This window comes from Paenibacillus sp. FSL P4-0081, from assembly GCF_000758565.1.
Taxonomy (GTDB): Bacteria; Bacillota; Bacilli; order Paenibacillales; family Paenibacillaceae; genus Paenibacillus_AQ; species Paenibacillus_AQ phytohabitans.
The window spans coordinates 3,768,992-3,785,331 of sequence record NZ_CP009280.1 but is presented as its reverse complement, the minus strand read 5'-3'; the positions used below and the strand labels follow the sequence as shown (position 1 = coordinate 3,785,331).

13 protein-coding genes are annotated in these 16,340 nt (G+C 50.3%); 6 read left to right on the top strand and 7 right to left on the bottom strand.

What is annotated here, in order from left to right; genetic code table 11:
- Window positions 1-151: 151 nt before the first annotated feature.
- Window positions 152-1,012 carry an alpha/beta fold hydrolase gene (locus tag P40081_RS16105; protein ID WP_052421852.1) on the top strand — a complete coding sequence of 287 codons (861 nt, stop codon included), beginning with the start codon at window positions 152-154 and terminating at the stop codon, window positions 1,010-1,012.
- A gap of 7 nt (window positions 1,013-1,019) precedes the next feature.
- Here P40081_RS16105 and P40081_RS16100 read toward each other — a convergent pair whose 3' ends face one another.
- Entirely contained in the window at window positions 1,020-3,413 is a 2,394-nt protein-coding gene (locus P40081_RS16100) for a polyprenyl synthetase family protein (protein ID WP_042141134.1), read from the bottom strand.
- A 215-nt stretch (window positions 3,414-3,628) separates the two neighbouring features.
- On the opposite strand from P40081_RS16100, the gene P40081_RS16095 reads away from it, so the two are divergent.
- From P40081_RS16095 to P40081_RS16080, 4 genes are all read left to right on the top strand, one after another.
- Window positions 3,629-4,600 carry an iron-hydroxamate ABC transporter substrate-binding protein gene (locus tag P40081_RS16095; protein WP_042136842.1) on the top strand — a complete coding sequence of 324 codons (972 nt, stop codon included), beginning with the start codon at window positions 3,629-3,631 and terminating at the stop codon, window positions 4,598-4,600.
- Between the two features lie 95 nt (window positions 4,601-4,695).
- Window positions 4,696-5,718, top strand: a complete 1,023-nt coding sequence (locus tag P40081_RS16090) for a FecCD family ABC transporter permease (RefSeq protein WP_042136841.1) — start codon at window positions 4,696-4,698, stop codon at window positions 5,716-5,718.
- Complete coding sequence (locus P40081_RS16085; RefSeq protein ID WP_042136839.1) at window positions 5,715-6,728, top strand: FecCD family ABC transporter permease; 1,014 nt, start codon at window positions 5,715-5,717, stop codon at window positions 6,726-6,728. Before P40081_RS16090 ends, P40081_RS16085 begins: the two co-directional genes overlap by 4 nt.
- 115 nt (window positions 6,729-6,843) lie before the next feature.
- The gene (locus tag P40081_RS16080) at window positions 6,844-8,193 is read left to right on the top strand and encodes an FAD-binding oxidoreductase (protein WP_042136838.1); all 1,350 of its coding nucleotides are present in this window, start codon (window positions 6,844-6,846) and stop codon (window positions 8,191-8,193) included.
- A gap of 94 nt (window positions 8,194-8,287) precedes the next feature.
- On the opposite strand, the gene ltrA is transcribed toward P40081_RS16080, so the two are convergent.
- The 6 genes from ltrA to P40081_RS16050 form a co-directional block, all read right to left on the bottom strand.
- The gene (gene ltrA, locus P40081_RS16075; protein ID WP_081969981.1) at window positions 8,288-9,679 is read right to left on the bottom strand and encodes a group II intron reverse transcriptase/maturase; all 1,392 of its coding nucleotides are present in this window, start codon (window positions 9,677-9,679) and stop codon (window positions 8,288-8,290) included.
- Window positions 9,680-10,146: 467 nt separating this feature from the next.
- Complete coding sequence (locus tag P40081_RS16070; RefSeq protein WP_331281721.1) at window positions 10,147-11,736, bottom strand: ABC transporter substrate-binding protein; 1,590 nt, start codon at window positions 11,734-11,736, stop codon at window positions 10,147-10,149.
- A gap of 256 nt (window positions 11,737-11,992) precedes the next feature.
- Complete coding sequence (locus tag P40081_RS16065; protein WP_042136836.1) at window positions 11,993-12,292, bottom strand: heme biosynthesis protein HemY; 300 nt, start codon at window positions 12,290-12,292, stop codon at window positions 11,993-11,995.
- A 174-nt stretch (window positions 12,293-12,466) separates the two neighbouring features.
- A complete protein-coding gene (locus P40081_RS16060; protein WP_039303485.1) occupies window positions 12,467-13,426 on the bottom strand; it encodes an ABC transporter substrate-binding protein in 960 nt (319 codons plus the stop codon).
- A 150-nt stretch (window positions 13,427-13,576) separates the two neighbouring features.
- Entirely contained in the window at window positions 13,577-14,953 is a 1,377-nt protein-coding gene (locus tag P40081_RS16055; protein WP_042136835.1) for a DHA2 family efflux MFS transporter permease subunit, read from the bottom strand.
- 209 nt (window positions 14,954-15,162) lie between these two features.
- Window positions 15,163-15,861, bottom strand: a complete 699-nt coding sequence (locus tag P40081_RS16050; RefSeq protein WP_042136833.1) for a Crp/Fnr family transcriptional regulator — start codon at window positions 15,859-15,861, stop codon at window positions 15,163-15,165.
- A 135-nt stretch (window positions 15,862-15,996) separates the two neighbouring features.
- Between P40081_RS16050 and P40081_RS16045 the strand changes: the two genes are divergently transcribed.
- Entirely contained in the window at window positions 15,997-16,335 is a 339-nt protein-coding gene (locus P40081_RS16045; protein ID WP_042136832.1) for a cupin domain-containing protein, read from the top strand.
- Window positions 16,336-16,340 lie beyond the last annotated feature (5 nt).

The following is a 16,340-nucleotide window of genomic DNA, read 5'->3' as shown; positions in this document are numbered from 1 at the left end:
TATGAATCCTTTAAATTATAAGTATATATACATTACACGAAATGTAAACATTTAAGAGTATATAAATTGAATTTTCCCGGACTTGTCCTTTCCCCGTTCTTCACTTACAATGAGTCCAATTGATAATCATTCTTAATGGATGGGGTGAAAAATGAAGATTCCAGCTGTGATCTCTCATACGTATGGAGACAGCCATTACATACAAACACCGGACGGGCGTCAGCTCCATTACATGGAGAACGGAGCCGGTCCGGTAACTGTGGTATTCGAATCGGGCATGGGCATGTCCCGCTCTGCCTGGGGGCTGGTGCAGCCGGTAGTCGCCAGATACGCGCGGGCTGTCGTCTACGACAGGGCGGGCAGCGGGAAAAGCGGTGCGGACCGGGCACCAAGGACCCTGAGCAGAATGGCCGATGATCTCATGTGCTTATTGAGCCACTTGGGAGCGGGCCCCTTCATTCTCGTCGGACACAGCTGGGGCGGCCCCGTTGTCCGCACAGCAGCTTCCCGGAACCCTGACATCATACGGGGACTCGTTCTGGTCGATCCGACAGACGAGCATTGCGGGCTCTATTTCGAAGAAGCTTCCGTGAAGCATTTTGCGAAGATGAATACTCTCCTTCCGCTGCTTGCGGGAACCGGTTTATACAAGCTGATGGGAAGCAAGCCGGGCAAGGTTCTGCCAGCGGATGTCTACAAGGAACAGCGGCAGGAGGATTTCACTATGCGGGCAGCTCATACCATGGTTGCTGAGGGAGCAACCTTCCTGGAGGATTTACGGGCACTTCTGGAGCATCCGCTGAAGCTGGAGGGTATTGAGGTATCCGTGCTCTCAGGAACACTAATCACGCGGATGGAACGGAATTTCCGGCCTGCGCTTCATGCAGCGCACAAGCAGACGGCAGCAGGATTGGCAGACGGCCGCCTGGTCGAAGCCCGGCAATCCGGTCATATGATCATGTACAGCGAGCCCGGACTGATCGCAGATGAGGTCAGACGGATGATCGATTAGTCCGGGCTTACCGCTCCCTGTTCACCACATAATTCATTAAATGCTTCAGGAAGGTGATATTACGCGGGATCCCGCGCAGAGCCTCATTGGCCTTGCAATAGTGATCCCACATCTCTTTACTGGCCCCTTCTTGACCAAGAATCGAGACAAAATTCGAATTATTGTTAACAACATCGTTGCCGACAGGCTTACCAAGTACATGCATATCCCCTTCCACATCAAGCAAATCATCCTTAATCTGAAAAGCAATGCCCATATGGTAAGCGATTTTTTTGAGCGCACTGATCTCCGCATCGCTAACCTCAGCCAGCATGGCCGGCATGACCAGGCACGCCTCAAAGGCCACTCCTGTTTTGTAAAAGCACACATTATTCAGCTGCTCCAGCGTCAATGTTCTGCCTTTTGCATCCAAATCCATCGCCTGGCCCATACACATATCCTCTGCCTTCCGGGCCGAATAACGGATCAAGGCAAGCACTGTTTCCGCCTTAAAGCGGTCAAGCGAGGCTTGCTCCCCGATGGCCTTCTGGATCAGATACAGACCGGTTAACTCCGCAACTGCACTGCTGTGAATCTCATGCAGGGTCGTGCGCCCTCTGCGGGTAGAGGCATTATCCTGGGAAGGCAGATCATCGAAGATCAGGGAGGCGGTATGCATGTATTCAAGCGAGCGGAGAAGCGGAACTATGGCTGCCGGCTCCAAGCCGTATTCCTTCACACCCATCACCCAGGTTAGAATCGGTCGCACCCGCTTGCCGTCCCCCGCCAGGCTGTAATTGGCCGCATCGATCAGCTGCTCCTTCATGGCCGGAAGCTCCTGCGGCTTAGCGAAGAGCAGTTCTTCATTGATCAGACTGCGGACACTTTTAAACGTAGCGAAGAATTCCTTCTGCTCCCTGGCATCCTTCTTCAAGTGCTCAATCATCCGGTCCCGCAGCAGCTTATCAAAAAAGTCCACATCATCCGCTTTGTCTACCAGGATCTGAATGAGCCTGTTAAACTCCGGGTTGCCTGCTGCAAAAATCCTCATCGTCTCATTATACTTATCAGATCCCACACGTTCTTTATAACGTTTCAGCCCGTTAATTGCCCGGTCAAGAATAACCTCGCGGGCCTTGGCATCGGAGTGATATACACTGTGGATCAGATTGGAGATGACCGCCCAGTATAACTCAAAAGGATTAATCAGATCAGGCCTTTGCTTATGATATTTCAAATAATAGGTATACGGTGTTACGGCTCCGTCACTCATATCCTCGGTCATATCCGCGAAATCATCAGCAAGCTGATTGTAGAGGCCAAAAAAGAAGGTCCGCTCTTCAAATCCCTCATCCGCAGGCGCACTAATCACCGAACGCGCAATGAGCCGGGATGACGATGACTTCAAGATAACGGGGATGTACAAATCATCGTTAGTGTAATCTCCCCTGGTGAGTACCTTGACACGGTCCTTATCCTGAGCCTGAAAAAAAACATAGGACTGGCCGAAAAAGATATGCTGCGTCTCCGGCCGCTGTTGCTGCTTAATATACTCGAATGCCTCAGAAAGCTCCGAATGAATATACTTGATCAGTTCCATGTTCTCTCCGGACCAATCCCCAAGTACCGGCACAACTCCTGTGAGCAGCGCTGAACGAATCAGCTCAGAGTATTGCACTTTCTCTTGAACCGTCAGTATCCGAGAATCCAGCAGATCGTCAACGAAAGGATACGTCAGTCCATAGGAATAGCCAAGCCTGATCGCTTCATCCAATCTCCGGGACCGTTCCACAGGCGCAGTATCACCGTCCATCTCTTCTATAACATGCAGTATAACGCCAACGATAATCTTGATTAGCTTGCGCTGGGCATGCTCCGCGTTCATTCCCTCCGGTATATGGGCTGCTACAGATCTTAATTTGGCAAAAACCCAGATCACTGCAGCTTCTATCCCTTCCTTCTGGGCCCAGCGGTATACCCCGTCCAGATTCATGAAATCCGGCACTTCTCCGCTGCCTGAGCGGGCTGACTTCAGCAGATGCTGGTTCAGATCAGCTATGGTTCTCCTGATCCGTTTCTGTGTATCTGGAGAATCGGGTGCCTTACCCAGATCCCTCATATAAATGTACGAGACGCTCCGGTCCAGATAATCATCCAGCTTCTTCGTGTAATTCAGCCATTGGATGTAGCGGTAATAATCTTGGGTGTCCGGCTTTTTCTTCCCCGGTGACCACAAGGACAACACGGAGAACCGCCGGATATGCTTCTTTTTCCACTCATGGATATCCGCCGTCAACGCCGTCACATAAGATTGGCTCTTCAGCTGATCATGGAGTGAGCTTAAGTAGCGGGCGGCCTTCTGCTCTGCCAGCTGATAACCTGTATGGGGATGTTCTCTGACAATTTCATTCATAGGATGCACAACCTTAGCTTCATATTGGTTTATCATGCTGTATGGGGGTCTTTGAACAAATGGGGAGCCTGCTTTTTATCCTTATACGAACAAGTGGCAGCATGGTTACGAAATCAAGTTAAGGATTGACAAACGGTCAATAAACAATTAAAGTTTTAACAGTTACATCATTGATAATGATTATCAATTTCATAAATTTATCATTGAAAGGGAGATTATCAGAAATGAAGAAATTGTTGTTACCTCTACTCATCCTTACCCTCCTGGTACTAAGTGCCTGCGGCAATAATGCAAGCAACAGTGCAAGCAACAACACGGCTGCTGCCACAGCTACACCGGCACCCGAAGCCAGCGCAACTGCAAGTGCTGATAACAGCAGCACAGATACCATTACATATGAGTCTGAAACCGGACCTATCGAAGTTCCCGCCAATCCCCAGCGTGTTGTAGTTCTTGCCGGGTACGCAGGTAACCTGCTCGCTCTGGATGTCCCCCTAGCAGGAGTAGATTCCTACATCAAAGCAAATCCAAATTTCCAGGATCAGTTGAAGGACGTCGCGGAAGTCTCCGAGGAGAATGTGGAGAGTATTCTGAATCTCAAGCCAGACTTAATCATTGCTTCGTCAGATACCAAAAACCTGGACAAAATGAAACAAATCGCACCGGTGGTTACCTATACATACAACAAAGTGGATTATCTGACCCAGATCCTGGAGATCGGCAAAGCGGTTAACCAGGAGCAGAAAGCCGCTGACTGGATTGCTGATTTCAAGGCACGTGCCTTGGCGGCCGGTGAAGAAATCAAAGCCAAAATCGGTGCTGATAGCACGATCTCCGTTATTGAAGGAGATTCCAAAAATCTGTACACCTTCGGCAGCGCCTGGGGACGCGGTACAGAAATCATCTATCAGGCTATGGGTCTGAAAATGCCGGATAAAGTGAAGGAAATGACAGCCAAAGAAGGATACTTCAATTTATCACTGGAAATCCTGCCGGATTATATGGGAGATTACGTGATCTACAGCAAAGATCCTGCAGGTGATGCTTCCTTCCAGGAGACTTCCACTTACAAGGATATCCCGGCCGTCAAAAATAATCATGTCTACGAAATAGATGCTACATCTTTCTATTTCAATGATGCTCTGTCGCTTGACTATCAGCTTGATTTCATTTCCAAATCATTGCTGGGAAATTAATTATTATTTAGGAATCCAGCCAGGTTGAAACCGAAAAAAAGGAGCGCAAATCGCGTTCTTTTTTTTCGCAAATTGATAAGGAACGGATGGTCGAAATGGAGAAACAGTCTCCGCAAAAGCCGATAAATTCTACTTTTGTGCTTAAGCTGCTCGTCAGCATGATTTTATTTGTGATTGTATTTGCCCTGGCGGTCAGGCTCGGTGCCAAAAATGTTTCACTGGCAGATATTTGGAGCGCCATCAGCAACCCGAAGGCTACGGGTGGTGATATCTCTATCATCCGTGAACTGCGGCTCCCCCGCGAAGTCGGCGGCATTCTGGTAGGTGCCGCCCTCGCTGTTGCCGGGGCAATCATGCAGGGTCTAACCCGAAATCCGCTTGCCGACCCGGGACTGCTTGGTCTGACGGCAGGTGCCAATGCCGCACTTGCGGTATCCTCTGCCTTCATCCCCTCCATCGGATACTACGGAATCATGATCGCCTGTTTCATCGGCGCAGCCTGTGGCGTGATGCTGGTGTTCGGCATCGCTGCACTCCGGAGGCAGAATATGTCGCCTCTGCGGATGGTGCTGGCCGGTTCTGCCGTATCCGCTCTGCTGACCGCTGTAGCCGAAGGAATCAGCCTTCAATTCAAGATCTCTAAAAATGTATCGATGTGGACATCCGGCGGGCTGATCGGCACTACCTGGGGCCAGATTACAGCAATTGCCCCGGTTATTATCATTTGCCTTATCGTTTCAATCCTTTTGTCCCGTCAGCTGACAATCCTTAGTCTGAACGAAGGAACGGCTGTAAGTCTTGGGCTCAAGACGACTCAGGTTAAAATTACACTGTACATATTGATCACGCTGCTCGCAGGCGCTGCTGTTGCGCTTGTCGGCAACATCGCTTTTGTCGGCCTGATGATCCCCCACCTCGTGCGGGTGTTTGCCGGGACAGATTACCGTGCCATTCTTCCGCTGTCCGCCATTGCCGGCGCCACCTTTATGGTGTTCGCCGACACACTCGGACGGATGATTGACGTCCCGTTCGAAACGCCTGTCGCCGCGATCGTGGCTGTGCTGGGCCTGCCGTTCTTCCTGTTCATTGTCCGTAAAGGAGTGCGATCCTTCTCATGAAACCAGCCCGGCTGTATCGTAATCAACCGCTTGTCGTATCGCTGCTTATGCTTCTTATCCTGGCTACCATCGTTATCGGAATAGGGATCGGATCTTCCCCGGTGTCATACGGGAGACTGATTCCGACAATCCTCGGGCACGGTTCTTTCGAGGATAATTTTGTACTGTTCTCCATCCGGCTCCCCCGGATACTGATTACGCTGCTCGCAGGTATGGCGCTTGCTTTATCCGGTGCTATTCTGCAGGGCATTACCCGCAATGAGCTGGCTGATCCGGGAATTATAGGCATTAATGCCGGGGCCGGGGTCGGGGTTACCGTCTTTTTCATCTTTGCATCCATTGACGCCGGGTCCTTCATATATATGATTCCGCTTGCGGCATTCGCCGGAGCCCTGGTAACCGCTGTACTCATCTATGCCTTCTCCTACACCCGCACCGATGGCGTTCAGCCGATCAGGCTGGTCATCACCGGAGTCGGGTTCTCCATGGCGCTCTCCGGCGTGATGATCGTACTCATCTCTTCGGTGGACCGGACCAAGGTGGACTTCATCTCCAAATGGCTGGCCGGTAATGTGTGGGGTACAGACTGGCCTTTCGTTCTCGCCCTGCTGCCTTGGCTGATCATTCTGGTCCCTTATGTGCTGTACAAATCCAGAACACTGAATTTGCTTGCTTTGAACGAGCCTACTGCTATCGGGGCAGGTGTGGCGGTCTCCAGAGACCGGGTCCTCCTTATGCTGGCGGCGGTTGCACTGGCAGCGTCGGCTGTTTCGATGACCGGCGGCATCGCCTTTGTCGGCCTGATGGCTCCGCATATTGCCAGAGCCCTGGTAGGAGCGCGGCATCAGCAATTCGTGCCGGTATCCATATTAATCGGCGGCTGGCTGCTGCTGCTGGCGGATACGATTGGCCGTAACCTGACCCAGCCTGACGGTATCGCTGCCGGAATAATGGTTGCTTTTATCGGCGCTCCTTATTTCCTGTATCTTCTATTGAAGAAAGAAGGGTAGTACTGACGCAAACTCTCCGCGTAAGCCCACTCCATAGACTAACGCCCTACATACTATATTGGGACCTGACTGCATACATGCAGTTAAATTGTTAGCTCAAAAGGAGCTGGAATCAGTGAAATCAGGAACAAAGCTTACCGGGCGGGTTATCTATAAAGGTGATCCGGGCTATGAAACGGCACGCAAAAATTGGGATCCGCATACTGACAGATTCCCGAAGGTATTTGTCTTCGCACAGAAAACGCAGGATGTAGCCAACGCCATCCGCTGGGCCAACGAGAATAACATCCCTATCCGGCCAAGAAGCGGCCGGCACTCGCTGGAGGTCAATCTGTCCCAGGTCAACGGAGGCATTGTCATCGATGTAAGTGAACTGAGAAGCATCAAGCTCAATAAAAAATCGGGAACTGCAGTAGTGGGGACCGGAAATACGGTGGGAAGAATTGCCCATACGCTTGCGCGGCAGGGATACATGGCCCCTTTTGGGGATAGTCCCACTGTCGGAATCGGGGGCATTACACTAGGCGGGGGAATTGGGCCGCTTCAGCGGACCGTAGGTCTGGTCAGTGATAATCTGATTGAGCTCGAAATGGTGGATGCCAAAGGCAGAATTATTGTCGCCAATAAGAACAGCAACGCCGATCTCCTCTGGGCTTCCCGCGGGGGTGGCGGAGGTAATTTTGGAGTCTGCACCCGTTATAAGTTCAAAGTGCGTCCCGCGCCGGCCACGGCGACCGTATTCCGCATCACCTGGCCCTGGAACCAGTTCGAAAAGGTACTCAAAGCCTGGCAGCGCTGGGCTCCTTCTGTGAACACCAGACTGGGCAGCGAGCTATCCATTGGTCCCAAAAAGGGCGGTAATGTCAGCATGCTGGGCCTGTTCCTCGGATCAAAAGCGGAGGCGGTCCGCCTCTTAAAGCCCATTACGGACGTAGGGACGCCCACGAATCAATTGATCCGCTCATTATCTTATCCCAAAGTAGTGAGTTTCCTGCTGGCTCCCGATCCGGTGGAGACCCAAAGATTCAGCAACCAGTTCTCCAGCGGTTTCGGAAGAAAACCTTTCCCGGACAAAGCGTTTAAGTCTATGCGTGAGTTCCTTGAGAACGTGGAGGGCGAGTTCGCAGGGTTCTATTTCCTCAACTGGGGCGGGGCTGTAAGCCGTAAATCACCCAGATCTACCGCCTTCTACTGGCGTAAAGCGAAATTCTATGTAGAGTGGAACAGTTCATGGGTCAAGAAATCGGATGCTGCCAAAAATATTGCCATAGTGCGGAATACACGCCGGAAGCTGCAGCCGTTCATCGTGGGAAGCTATATTAATGTTCCGGACCAGGGGATCAAACATTCCGGCCCGGTCTATTATGGAGCGAACTATCCCCGGTTACGGAGAGTCAAAGCCAAATATGATCCCGGAAATGTATTCAACAATCCGCAAAGCATTCCTCCGGCCCGCAAGGTATAAGAATAAGATTAAACTATCGAGTAGGAGGGGGCGGCAAGCCCCCGTCCTCTCACACCACCGTACATGCGGGTCCGCATACGGCGGTTCCAAAAGGTTAACAAAGTTCCAGATAGCGTGAAAGTAAACTCTTCAGCCCTTTTGCTTCCCAATAGGAAGTCGGAAGGGCGTTATTCGTGTTCCGGGACATTTCCCACGCGCCTCGCCGCGAGTTGGCCATCTTAAAACAAGCCCACTTTGGAACCCCGAGTGCTCGAAGCTCGCGGATTCGTGTACGTACTCGTTTCCACTGTTTCCACAGACACATTCGAAGTCTCCTCCGAATCCACTGGTCCAGTGTTTGGAAGTGTGTCTTCGCCGAGGCTAGACGGAAATAACCGAGCCAACCCATCAGATAGCGGTTCAGTCGGTAAATCCTTTCTTCCATGGAAATGGACCAGGTACGTTTCGTTAGCTCTCGAATTCTCCCTTTAAAAGCTGCGAGACTCTTCGGAGCAATCCGAATCGTTGCCTGTTTCTGGCTCAGGAAACTGAATCCTAAGAACTTTCGGTGCCAAGGTCTCGCTACCGCACTTTTCTCCCCGTTTACTTTCAGTTTTAGCTTTCCTTCTACAAACCGACTTACCGATTCCATGACACGCTCGCCTGCTCGTTTACTCGCCACAAAGATATTACAGTCGTCCGCGTAGCGTACGAATCGCAAACCTCGCCCGGTCAGTTCCTTGTCCAGATCATCCAATAGAATGTTTGCTAGAAGCGGACTAAGCGGACCGCCTTGTGGCGTTCCCTCCCGGCTACGCTCCCATTTTCCATCCACCATAACTCCGGCGTTTAAGTAAGCACGGATTAGCGTCAGCACTCTTTTGTCCTCCACTTTCCGCGCCACTCTTGCCATTAGCATGTCGTGGTTTACCTTGTCAAAGAATTTCTCCAGATCCAAATCCACGACCCATCTGAGGCCGCCTTGGATATATCTTTGGGCTTGTTTAACGGCGTCATGCGCGCTCTTCCCCGGCCGAAAGCCGTAGCTGTACCACGAGAATTGTGCGTCAAAGATCGGGTTCATGACTTGTAAAAGTGCTTGCTGGAGGAAACGGTCCATCACAGTCGGGATGCCTAGCTGCCGTACACCGCCTCCAGGTTTGGGGATTTCCACCCGTTTGACTGGCGCAGGTCTGTAAGTTCCCGTCAGAAGTTCAGTTTTCACCGATGCCCAGTGCGTATTCAGGTAAACTTGTAGATTCGCTACCGTTACACCGTCCACACCGGGCGCTCCTCCATTTTGCACCACTCGTTTGTAAGCGAGTCGAAGGTTATCTCCTTTGAGCATTTGCTCCAGCAAGTTGTTCTGGTCTTCGCGAGAGGAAGGGACGACTTGTGCCGACGAAGAACTCGGCGCTCCGGCATACCCTGACGGCTTCACCGCTTCTCTTTGCCGCAAGCTCCCTTGCGAGATATTCTGCTGTCGTTGCTCTTCATGCGAACGCATCGCTTTCCTCTCTCCTTTCGGTTCAGCCCTTCCGTAAATTGTTGCAACAGCTTACGTACTATGGCTTCTGCTGACTCCTGCCAGTTCAGCGCAGCCTCTCAGCTACGGTTACAAGTTTTTTTTCTTGCTTATCTGACAGGTCTCCCCAGATAAGAACGTCATCTGTCTGCCCGCGACCACTGGAGTATACCGCGCCAGCCCTTGGCGGCTTTGGATTTCGTCATGTTTAGGTGACTCATCCGACTGACACAGCCTCAAATCCAGTTCGTGTACCTTGGCCCGTGCTTTTGCCTCCGGCTTCCTTCAGATTCCACCTCACGGTGGACACCCTTGCCCTTGGCTAACGGTAGGCGCTCGCCAGCCCCCGTTCGGGACTTTCACCCTAAAGATGACGCCCATGCTGGGCGTACGAACATAAAGAGGCCTGCATGTATCCACGCGGGCCTCCTTCTTATGGTTGCAGCCTTTTACTGTCCGGAATTAGCCAGGAATTCATCAATCTGCCGCTGAACTTCTGCAATGATGGTATCAATTCCAGCTTCCTTCACCTGTGCCTGAAGCTTGGCCAGTCCGCCGTCCACATCCTTCACTGAACCGTATTCCAGCGGAATGCCATATTGCAGCATCACATTACCGACATTAGCTACCTCCGTCTTCACTTTGCTGTTATCGAAGACAAAGGTCTCCAGCGGATAGTGGTAAACCTCACCTTCCCATTTGTCGGTCAGCGCATTGCCTTCGTCAGGGAAGGAGGCGTTGTCCCGGTTCAATGGGGAGTTAAAGCCCCAGTTGGAGAATCCGGTATAGTTAGCATTTTTCTCTGCATTCGTATATTTATCATCGCCAACCGGATTATAATGCACAGCCGTAATGCCGTTCATCATCAGATCATGCAGTTCCTTGTCATTCTGCAGAAGATCAATCACCATCAGTGAACGTTCCGGGTTCTTGGTCGTAGCGTGAATAGAGACCCCGTTCTGCGTGGAGACAGCAACAGACTTCTTCTTGTCCGGTGTAATATCAGCCAGAGCCAGCTCATACGGTGAATTTTTCTCGCGCATATCCGTCATTAAAGCGCCTAGCGTACCAAGATTGTGTGTGATTGATGCTGTCTTGCCTGCACGGAACTCCTGCTGGTGATCCAGCTTGCTGTTCAGTGCGCTCTTCGACCAGGCGTTGTGATCCGCAAGATCTTTATAATAGTAGACAAGCTCTTTGAATTCCGGAGTTTCGTATACATTGAATACCTTACCGGCAGGATCTGTCAGCTTGAAGCCAATCGGCAGATCGAAGTCGAACATGTTCCATTCATTCTGCTGCTTCAGCAGGACCCGGTCCAGATTGTGCAGCTTCCAGTCCCCTGTCTCCGGTACGAACGGAGTGACACCCTGCTCCTTCTCGGAGACCGTCTTGAGATAAGTAGCATACGCCTCCGGGCTGTTGATCTCCGGCAGGTTATATTTCTTGCGCAGGTCCTCCCGGTACAGAATCAGCTTCTCAATCGTTTCCCCGCGGTTCTGAGGCACCATATAGAGCTTGCCGTTCACCTTCGCCTGACCCCAGCCCACCTCCGGCATCGCTTCCCAGGTCATCGGCGCGTACTTCTGCAGCAATTCGTCGGTCAGCTCAAGAAACCCGCCTTTGAGGGCCTGATCATTATAGCCTGCCCAGTTGGCAGAGTAGATGAGGTCAAAATTCTCATTCGCCGCCAGCTTGAGCGGATATTTCTGCGCCCAATCCGACCAGTCCAGGAACTCGGCTTCCAGCGTAGCGTTAACTTTCTCCTTCAGCTTCTTGTTGATCTCTCCAAATACCAGGTCATAGTCGACCGGCTTCGGTCCTACAAAAATCATCTTCAGTGTTACGGGCTGGGACGTATCCACTGTGCCGGAATCTCCGGCTGGGCCGGCATTCGTCCCGGCAGCTTCTGTCGCGGCTGCCGAAGCCTGCGGCTCCGCCGTGCTTCCTACGGCATTACCGTTGTTATTGCCGCATGCAGCAAGCAGAGAGATCATCAGTATACCGGACAGCAGTGTTAATCTTTTTTTCTTGTTCAATTGAATTTCCCCCCAGCGTATGTGTAATCGCTTACAATTACAGTATAATAAAAAATCCAAGTCCGTCTAATGTAGGCAGTCAACGATTATACATACTTTTGCAACGACTTTTTGGGCGGAAGTACAATAAATGATGAATTTTGCCGCTCTGTTTATTTAAACAACCCAAAGAAACGGCATTATCTTTAGCAGCCCTTATAAGGCTGTTAAGACAATGCCGTCTCAAACCATATGGTTCTATATCAGGTTCAGCTGCTTATTTCTCAAGAAATCCTGTAGAGGGATTCGTAATGAAGAAGCCTTCTTGGGGAACATAGAAATACTGAATCCAGACACCGTCCAGCAGCGGTTGACGTGTATCCAGCACAATCTCGATACCTTTATCCGTGGCAACCACTTCATCATGCTCGGTCGGTGTATCAAGAGCAACATCATAGTGCCCGTGATTGCCGTGATCCTGAGTAATAATGACGCGGATCTTCTTGCCCTCCGCTTCAGGAGTGTTCAGCATATCCTTCAGAACCTTTGCAGCATTGCGGTTAACTTTAACTTTCATCCTCTAGCGACCTCTATTCTTTGTAATTTACAATAAGAAATCCATTATAACATAATATAAGGTGCTATATATAATTCAGCAATAAATTGCACCCGCTTTTGGTGCAGCAAAAAGAGAGCCGGCCTGGGCTCTCTCCTGTTTTCTTCCATTTGCATATACTGGCTGGAATTAATCTTACTTCCCTGTGTACAGTTTGGTCTTCATCAGGGCTTCAAGGAAGGAGAACTTGCTGAATGCAGTTCCGCCTTGTGCCAGCGGATCAACCAGATTGACAAATACATTGCCGCCCTTCACAGCTTTCAGGCTCTTCCAGATGGCGTTCTTCTGCAGCTCTTCCAGTGCCTTAGGATTGTCTTTGTTCTCATCCGCCGAGAACTGTACAAAGATGTAATCCGGATTGATTGCCGCAAAGGATTCAAGGGAAATATTCTGCTGGGCTTTGACCTGCTGCACTTCCTTCGGCACGGTTGCACCCAGGTCGGCATACAGGGAGCGGTTAAAGAATACGTCCTGCGGATAGAGGAACAGGCTGCCTGAACGGATGCGCAGAGCAATGACCTTCTTGTCCTTGAGCTTCGGCGCAAGCTTCACTTTGGCTTCCTTCAGTTCCTTCTGGTATTTCAGAATCGCAGTGGTCGCTTCCTTCTGTTTGCCCGTAAGTGCTGCGAGCAGCTTCAGGTTGTCCATCCAATCGGTCGCGATATGCGATACTGGAATCGTAGTCGCGATCTTCGCCAGCTTCTCATTGGTCTCCGCCGGGAACTTCGTGCTGCTGAGGATAATATCCGGTTTGAGCTTCAGGATCGCTTCCAGGTCAGGTTCTGCCTTTTCCCCGATCGCTGTTACGCCGCTTGTTATTTTGGAAAAGATTGAAGGGAACTCACCGCCGACAGTCAATGCTCCCTTGGGTTTGAAATTGAGTACCAGTGCGTCTTCCAGCGCCTCTACTGCACCGGTAATGACAATATTATTGGTTTTGGCCGGAACGGTGTATACCTTGCCTTTATAGGTAATCTTTTGCGTTGCCTGTGCGGCTTCCGCAACGCCCACAGGTGCGACATTTACACCTGCGGCAGAAACGATACCCAGCGCCATAACACCAGCAAGTACCAAACCTGTTATTCTCTTAATCATAGCCTGCTACCACTCTCCATCATTTATTAATAATGATAATCATTATCACCATTACTAATATAATAGATTCATCTCCCCATTTTGAACATGGATTATTGTCGTTAAAACCATGGACGATCTGCGTAAAGTGAATATCCCCTTAACTATTCTTTACGAATGAGTCAGCCCCTTCAGATTAAACGATAAACCTAATCCGGCTATGGCTACTACGGTCAGGCACCAAAAAGCGGCATGGAATCCCTGCATCATATTCACCGGGAATGTGAAAGAACTGTAATTCATCGTAATCGTCATTATGGCTATCAGCAGAACCCCTCCCATAGAGCTGGCTAACGAGCGGATCGAAATCGTCATTGGAGAGGCATGTGCAATCATCTGAGGAGGTACACTTGCCATCGCATAGGCGGTAACAGGGGTCATAATAAACCCGATTCCCACCATTAGAAATACATAGAGCACAGCGAGTATAAGTATGGATGAATCCTGGGATAACATAAGCGAGATTAGCAAAGATACCCCGGCAATGAGGGTAAACCCGCCGCGAAGCACTATCTTCACTCCATAGCGGTCATATATTTTTCCGGAGATTACACTGGTACACCCCAGCAGCAGCGCACCCGGCAGCAGCATCAGACCTGACTCACTTGGCGTCAGCCCCCGGACATTCTGCACATATAACGGAATCAGCAGCTCAGCACCCACCATTACAATGAACATCAGCACTCCAATGATTGAGGCAAGGCTAAAGCTCCTGCTCTTGAACAGCCTGAAATCCAGCAATGGAACGGTAAGCTTCAGCTGACGCCTGATAAATAGAATTATGAACAATATCCCGCTTAGGATAACGGCCCCTGCCCATACCCGCGGGGCACTTTGATCCCCTGCCAGATTAACACCATATAACAGACCGGCAAATCCGGTTGTTGATAATAGAATAGATATGTAGTCCAGCTTCTCCCGGTGTCTCTCCCCCACATTCTGCAGACTGAACGCAGCGAGCAGCAGATTGGCTATCACTACAGGCAGCAATGCATAGAAGAGAATCCGCCAGGAGTGATCCTGAACGACTAATCCTGACAGGGTCGGACCCAGCGCCGGAGCCAGGCCCATTACCAGTCCGATTAACCCCATAGCCGAGCCTATCTTCCCCTTCGGGAACACCCTTAGAATCGTTGTCTGGAACAGAGGCATCAGCAGTCCTGCGCCCAAACCCTGAATAATACGCCCGCCCAGAATAAGGATAAAGTCCGGGGATATTCCCGCGATCAGTGTGCCTGCTGCAAAGACACTTGCCGAAGTGAAGAATAAACCTCTTGTCGTGAATCTTCCGATTAAAAATCCGGCAACAGGCACCGTTATGCCTGCAGTCAGATAGTATACTGTAATCAGCCACTGGGCCCTGCCTTCATTAATCCCCAAATCCAGCATCATTCTGGGCAATGCCGTATTCAGCATCGTCTGCATCAGCTGCCCGAGGAAATTCGCGATGACCAGCGAAGATATAATTAATCCGGGTCTGCTTTTCATTCCGTCTCCACCTGTCTCTCTTGTTATAAAATATATTAAAGATATATTAAGTCCTTAATAAAAGCGGACTACGCCCTCCACTTTAACTTCTACAGATTGTTCTGGTTAATTGGACCGGAAGTAAACACCTTAAATCAAAGACTTAATGTATCTACAATATATCCAAAAGTACAGATTGTCAATCTGTACTTACAGGAGTCCGCATGCTTTCACCACTGATTCTTCCACCACTGCTTCTCATAATCTGCCTTCAGCAATTCAAACTGGTTCCGTGTAAACCGGATCAGTCCATCCTGTGCCATCCGCTGCAACTCTCTGGATAAGGCACTCCGGTCCACAGTCAGGTAATCCGCCAGATCATTCCGGCTGAATGGAATTTCAAAGACGGGCGAATTATTTTTTTGGGCCTGCAGGCTGAAGTAGTGGATAATCCGTTCCCGCAGTGATTTGTGTGAGACCAGGTCAAGCTTCTGATACATCGACCGGTTATTCTCAAGCAGCAAGGTCAGCATATTCTCAATAATCCGGCTTCTCAAATGGCAGGTCGCCTGGCCCGGACGTACAATTTTGTTAATCTTGATGAACAGCACCCGGCACGCCGAGCCTGCAACCGCTTCGTAGCCGCTGGGCTCCTGCTCCAGACGAAGGGCGGTCTCCCCGATAATCTCCCCGCTCTCAAGCTCCGAGAATATGAAGCGCATGCCCGAACTATTCTCTTTGCACAGCAATACATTTCCCTGGAGAATAATACCCGCCGAAACCAGATATTCCTCCTGTTTGAAGATGACATCCTTCTTGGCGAAATCCTTGATGGTACCCTGAAGACAGCCCAGTGCCTGCTGCACCTCACTGATCATAAATCCTTTAAATAAGACCGTGCTTTGGATTTTGTTCATATATTGCTGCACATTTATCCGCCTCCTGTTGCCATGGCAACAGAGTCATTGTACAAACTCTGCTACAATTTAATAAATGAGAACGATTCTCACCTCATCTCATTATACCAAATGTTAAGAATCATTCAATATATACAGGAGGACGGCATGAGCGGAATGACTGCAGGCACAGTATTTTATTTCAATGACATGATTAGCATCCGGCCCTATCAGATATCGAGCAGAACACTGAATATCACAGAAGGTTCGGGCCAAGCCGCTGAAGCACCTGAATGGGTACTATACGGCATGGATAAGGATGAGACCATCAGCTCGGAGACCTCGCCCAGATCCAAGCTCATTCACGTACTGGAGGGAGAGCTTCACATGCTCATAGGAGAGCAGCCCTGTCCATTAACCGCCGGGGCAGCGGTAATCGTCCAAGCCGGTACCTGGCATGAATTCGCTGCGCAGAGCAGCTGCAAATTTCTGCAAATCAGCATATAACCTGG

Coding starts and splice junctions, on each gene's coding strand:
- P40081_RS16065 (WP_042136836.1), bottom strand. CDS start 12,292: ATGAAAGTTAAAGTTAACCGCAATGCTGCAAAGGTTCTGAAGGATATG.
- P40081_RS16105 (WP_052421852.1), top strand. CDS start 152: ATGAAGATTCCAGCTGTGATCTCTCATACGTATGGAGACAGCCATTAC.
- P40081_RS16095 (WP_042136842.1), top strand. CDS start 3,629: ATGAAGAAATTGTTGTTACCTCTACTCATCCTTACCCTCCTGGTACTA.
- P40081_RS16055 (WP_042136835.1), bottom strand. CDS start 14,953: ATGAAAAGCAGACCCGGATTAATTATATCTTCGCTGGTCATCGCGAAT.
- P40081_RS16085 (WP_042136839.1), top strand. CDS start 5,715: ATGAAACCAGCCCGGCTGTATCGTAATCAACCGCTTGTCGTATCGCTG.
- ltrA (WP_081969981.1), bottom strand. CDS start 9,679: ATGCGTTCGCATGAAGAGCAACGACAGCAGAATATCTCGCAAGGGAGC.
- P40081_RS16060 (WP_039303485.1), bottom strand. CDS start 13,426: ATGATTAAGAGAATAACAGGTTTGGTACTTGCTGGTGTTATGGCGCTG.
- P40081_RS16090 (WP_042136841.1), top strand. CDS start 4,696: ATGGAGAAACAGTCTCCGCAAAAGCCGATAAATTCTACTTTTGTGCTT.
- P40081_RS16045 (WP_042136832.1), top strand. CDS start 15,997: ATGAGCGGAATGACTGCAGGCACAGTATTTTATTTCAATGACATGATT.